This is a genomic window from Mycobacterium parascrofulaceum ATCC BAA-614 (assembly GCF_000164135.1).
GTDB classification, from domain to species: domain Bacteria; phylum Actinomycetota; class Actinomycetes; order Mycobacteriales; family Mycobacteriaceae; genus Mycobacterium; species Mycobacterium parascrofulaceum.
The window spans coordinates 1-4,600 of sequence record NZ_GG770575.1 but is presented as its reverse complement, the minus strand read 5'-3'; the positions used below and the strand labels follow the sequence as shown (position 1 = coordinate 4,600).

The following is a 4,600-nucleotide window of genomic DNA, read 5'->3' as shown; positions in this document are numbered from 1 at the left end:
GCCGAATATCACGACACACCAGCCCTGGCGATACGCGAGAAATCCGTGGGTAAGCCGGGGTGTTGCCGACGCGCGGATGCGCAGCTCATCGCGTGCGTTGCCGATGAGGCGTTCACTGCGCGTCCGGCGGACATAGAAGCAGAATATACCCTATACCCGTATATGCAAACGGGAACCTTCGGCGGTTGAGCGGCCCTAGGTTGCGGTCGACCAGATGCGGATGAGGCTCCCTGCCTACACGGCGGCCGACATGGTGATGCCTGAGATCTATGCTCACCGGCTTGCCCGATTATCGATTCAACGCGTGGCCCGCGCGCCCATCGCCGGACTCACCGATGCTGTGGCCGTTGCGCCGTGATGTAGTGCAGCAACAACCGGTCACCGGTGCCGACGATGGAGAATCCCGCGTCGGCAATCAGCTCATCGAGCTGGTGCAAGCGGTTCTGCTCCCTCGCATGGGCGTTGAAAACCGCAACAAACCGGTGCACGATGCCACCGCCCGAGGGGCGAAGATCGGCGATGCATAGCCGCCCGCCCGGTCGCAGAACGCGAAACATTTCCCGCACCGCCTCGGCACGTCGTTCGACCGGAAAGTGGTGAAACGCCAAGCTAGATACCACCAGGTCGAACGACTGGTCGGCGAAGGGCAGATCTTCGGCGGCGGCAACCTGAAAGGTGGAGTTCGCCGGTCCACGTCGCGCGGCGTAGTCCACCATCGATTGTGAGGGGTCGATCCCGACCACGCTGCCACCAGGCTGCACCGCCCGTGCGATTCGTCGAGTGAAGTACCCAGTTCCGCAGCCGACGTCGAGCACCCGATGGCCGGGTTCGGCGCCGGATAGCCCGACCAGCCGGTCCCACATGCGCGCACGTAGACCCAGAGACCAGGCATTGGTGGCCCATTCATAGGTACGGGGATAGTTGAGTATCCACCCGGAGCCATCACCGTGCCGATGATCAGCGAACAGCCTCTGCGCCAGTCCCATCTAAAAAATCCTTCCTGGATATGCTTTCAATGCGGCCCACCCAACGTACATCAATACCCCCATGCCGTATATTCGAACCCAGCGGAGCGCGCCGCGCTCCTAGGGGCTGAACGAAACCCCCAACGGCGCAATGAAAGACAGGTATCAGGCGTGTGCGAATGGACCTCTGGCAGGGCACAGCTCAGCAGGCGGGGCTTCATGGCCGCCACCGTGGCCGGCGGATTCGCCCTGGCCGCCTGCGGCCGATCCGGCGAGCCAAGCGCGCGTACCGACAACACAGCAATGGCGGCCGCCATCGCTGCTGCCGAGGCGGCGCGGCCCCATACCGGGCGCACCGTCACGGCGTCGTTGACGCCTCAGCTCTCAACGATCGACCTCGGTGGCATCACTGTTCGCACGATGGCCTACGACAACGCCATCCCGGGCCCGCTGATCCGCGCCGATGTCGGCGATGAGCTCGCGGTCACCGTCGCCAACCGGCTCGATTCGGCGACCTCGGTGCATTGGCATGGCATCGCGATGCGCAACGACATGGATGGCGTTGCACCGGCCACCCCGGACATCGGTGCCGGCCACGACTTCACCTACCGCTTTTCTGTTCCTCACTCGGGCACCTACTGGGCGCATCCGCACGTCGGCCTGGACGCCGACTACGGGCTCTATCTGCCGGTGATCATCGATGACCCCCGCGAGCGGGGCCGCTATGACGCCGAGTGGATCGTGGTACTCGACGACTGGACCGACGGCGTCGGCAAGACCCCCAGGCAGCTTTACGATGATTTGACCAATCAGCGCAGGCCCAGCATGAGCAGCATGCCCGGCATGGGAAACATGCCTCCCATGGAGATGGACGGCGTCGGAACCAGCAGTCTGCTCGGCGGCGATCCCGGGGACATTTCCTACCCGTACTACCTCATCAATGGGCGAATTCCTGCCGCCCCCACGACGTTCAGCGCCAAGCCCGGACAGCGCATCCGGATCCGGATCATCAATTCCGGCTCCGACACGGCGTTCCGCGTCGCGCTGGCCGGGCATTCCATGACCGTCACGCACACCGACGGCTACGCCGTGGTGCCCACCGAGGTCGACGCCCTGCTGATCGGCATGGCCGAACGCTACGACGTCATCGTCACCGCCGGCGATGGCGTTTTCCCCCTCGTCGCGCTGGCCGAAGGCAAGAACGCGCTGGCGCGGGCGCTGCTTTCCACCGGCGCCGGCAGCGCCCCTGAACCGGATTTCCAGCCGGCCGAACTCAACAAGCGAGTCGGCACCGTCGAGATGTTCACCGCCGCACCGGAAGTCGATTTGGATGTGACAAAATCCGATGTGAATCTCCCGGTGGTCCTGAGTGGCGACATGACGAAGTACGACTGGCTGATCAACGGTGAGCCCTACAGCAAGACCAAGCCGCTACTGGTCCGCCAGGGCCAACGCGCCACGCTGGCATTCGACAACACCACCATGATGTACCACCCGATGCACCTGCACGGACACACCTTTCAGGTGATCAAGCCCGATGGCAGGCCCGGCCCGCGCAAAGACACCGTCAGCGTACTGCCCAAGCAGAAATTGAGCGCCGTCCTCGTCGCGGACAACCCCGGCATCTGGGTATTCCACTGCCACAACACCTATCACCAAGAGGCCGGCATGATGACTCGCCTCGAGTACACCACCTGAGCCGTCACAGCGGGCCAGCGTAAGCGGCATTGCTGGCAGCGCCGTGCTGCTGGGCGCCGAGCGAGCCCTTTAGCCGAGCGACCCGATGAGTTCCCGGCATGCCCCTTCGGGGTACCTGGCGTCGATTTTTGCTGCACGCCGATTGCGCCGCATTGAGGGCTAAAGTCGTGGCATCACAAAGATGATCGACGCCGACAAATATTGCATCGATGTCCTCACCCAAATCAGCGCAGCCAATGGTGGTTTGCGGTCGGTGGCGTTGAACCTCCTCGAGGATCACCTTGACCACTGCGTGACCCAAGCAATCACGCAGGGAGGAGACGACGCGGAGATGAAGCTGGCCGAAGCCTCCGCCGCGATCGCGCGGCTGGTGCGCTCCTAACCACCGGGACGGGCAGGGCAATCTGCGGGCCACACGGAACCCCACGGGACAGGTCCTTGACGATGATACCCCACCGGGGTACTGTAACCGTTATGAACGAGAACCGCAACTGTTGTTGTAAGTCCACCGGATGTACCTGCGGCGATTCTGCCTGCACGCAAGCGGCTGGCTGCAGCTGCGGCCACCCCGAATGCACGTGTAGCGACTGATCACCCTAAGGTGTCGACGTCCCGGCCGGGGCCTTGTCTCATTCGATGAGCACTCGTTAGCCGCCGAGACCTTCTGGCAGGCAGAGGATTTCCCGGCACAATCGGTCCATGATCTGCTGATTTTCAGATGTCTGGGACTCCGAGGCGCCTGCTGGTGGTCCTGTCGAGGAGCCCTCAACTGCACGGCCCGCCGCCGACGCTAGGTGTTAGGGACGTAAGACCCTACCCTCGCTAGGTATATGCGTGACATGATTCCAATTTATGACGCACGAATCAGAATCCACTGAATCGATCAGCCCGGCAGAATCCGGCCAAAGCGACAGTCATTCTGGCCGGGCCGATCGGCTAGATCTTCTTTTGACCGTGGTCGGCATCGTCGCCGGCGTTGTTTTCGTCGTTTCCCTAATCTTTTTCTCGGGGTTCTTTCTGGGCCGCGCTACACACGGTCCCTATGGTGGACAACCCGCTTCCGGCCAACCTCAGACTTCCTGCCCGATGATGGATCACGGAAAGATGGGCTCTGGCGGAATGAAGCCGGAGGAATCGGTCGGTCCTCAGCAAACGGTTCCCACCCCAGTGCAGACGCCCGTGCCGCGCCCGTAGCGCCACGTGAATACACAAATGAACGGGCATTATCCACGGCCGGATTAGCCTCCGATCGCAGTCGTCGGCACGTCGTTCCTTCGGACCTGACCAATGCGGTCTACTCCATTTCGAAGCCGGAAAGGAACCTCTAGATGATGATAAAACGGCGATATCGGATCGGGCTTGCGGTCGCCACTGTGGGGGCTACCGCAGGGTTGATGATTGCGGCGCTTCCTTTCATGCCAGGGGTAGGCGCCAATACGCTGATGCCCGAGACGGCTGTGATGCCCGAAGGACCTGTCCCCCCGGTGATCCGCTATGGGGCTATGGCCTATGCCCCGAGCGGTGCGTGGGGTAGAACCCGGGGATATGGAACTCGGGAACGAGCGATCCAAGTTGCGTTGGACCAATGCGGAGTCAAGGATTGCAAACTAATCGTCAGCTACCAAAGGTGCGGTGCCGTCGCCTATGATGGCACGACTTACCTAGGTGGAAAAGGCGTGACGCGCTCGCTAGCGGAAGAGGACGCCATCAACAGGCTCGGCGGTGGGCGTATCGTCAATTGGGCATGTAACTAAGGTATTTCTGACAAGTGTTTCGGCCTGAGGGTAGGGTCATGTCACCGTTTGAGTTGCTTTCTGCTGTTCAGTGGGCGTGACCGAGGTTTCGTTGCCTTTCCGGACGGAATCGTCATCAACCCGCCGGTCCATCGATGTGGGTTTCGTTAGCCAAATCTCGACAGGGTGAAGGGAACTGGAAAA

Annotated in this window: 5 protein-coding genes and 1 pseudogene; 5 read left to right on the top strand and 1 reads right to left on the bottom strand. The window is 62.0% G+C overall.

Translation table 11 applies throughout. The annotated features are described in order from the left end of the window. On the top strand, positions 1-189 hold a 189-nt coding region (locus HMPREF0591_RS33570; protein WP_208857818.1), incomplete at its 5' end, for a hypothetical protein. A 140-nt stretch (positions 190-329) separates the two neighbouring features. Here the strand turns inward: HMPREF0591_RS33570 and HMPREF0591_RS29405 are convergent. Next, positions 330-986 (bottom strand): class I SAM-dependent methyltransferase, encoded by a 657-nt coding sequence (locus tag HMPREF0591_RS29405; protein WP_007172516.1) that lies wholly within the window; start codon positions 984-986, stop codon positions 330-332. A 198-nt stretch (positions 987-1,184) separates the two neighbouring features. On the opposite strand from HMPREF0591_RS29405, the gene HMPREF0591_RS29400 reads away from it, so the two are divergent. From HMPREF0591_RS29400 to HMPREF0591_RS34600, 4 genes and pseudogenes are all read left to right on the top strand, one after another. After that, positions 1,185-2,663: a multicopper oxidase family protein gene (locus tag HMPREF0591_RS29400; protein WP_007172515.1), complete on the top strand. Its 1,479-nt coding sequence runs from the start codon at positions 1,185-1,187 to the stop codon at positions 2,661-2,663. Between the two features lie 85 nt (positions 2,664-2,748). After that, positions 2,749-3,045 (top strand): annotated as a pseudogene (locus HMPREF0591_RS29395) (metal-sensitive transcriptional regulator). A 470-nt stretch (positions 3,046-3,515) separates the two neighbouring features. Continuing rightward, positions 3,516-3,857, top strand: coding sequence for a hypothetical protein (locus HMPREF0591_RS32810; RefSeq protein WP_007172513.1), 342 nt, complete (start codon positions 3,516-3,518; stop codon positions 3,855-3,857). A gap of 134 nt (positions 3,858-3,991) precedes the next feature. Continuing rightward, a complete protein-coding gene (locus HMPREF0591_RS34600; protein ID WP_007172512.1) occupies positions 3,992-4,417 on the top strand; it encodes a DUF4189 domain-containing protein in 426 nt (141 codons plus the stop codon). Positions 4,418-4,600 lie beyond the last annotated feature (183 nt).

What these genes read in the sequence shown, in the direction of transcription:
- HMPREF0591_RS29405 (WP_007172516.1), bottom strand. Translation starts at nt 986, where the DNA reads ATGGGACTGGCGCAGAGGCTGTTCGCTGATCATCGGCACGGTGATGGC.
- HMPREF0591_RS29400 (WP_007172515.1), top strand. Translation starts at nt 1,185, where the DNA reads ATGGCCGCCACCGTGGCCGGCGGATTCGCCCTGGCCGCCTGCGGCCGA.
- HMPREF0591_RS32810 (WP_007172513.1), top strand. Translation starts at nt 3,516, where the DNA reads ATGACGCACGAATCAGAATCCACTGAATCGATCAGCCCGGCAGAATCC.
- HMPREF0591_RS34600 (WP_007172512.1), top strand. Translation starts at nt 3,992, where the DNA reads ATGATGATAAAACGGCGATATCGGATCGGGCTTGCGGTCGCCACTGTG.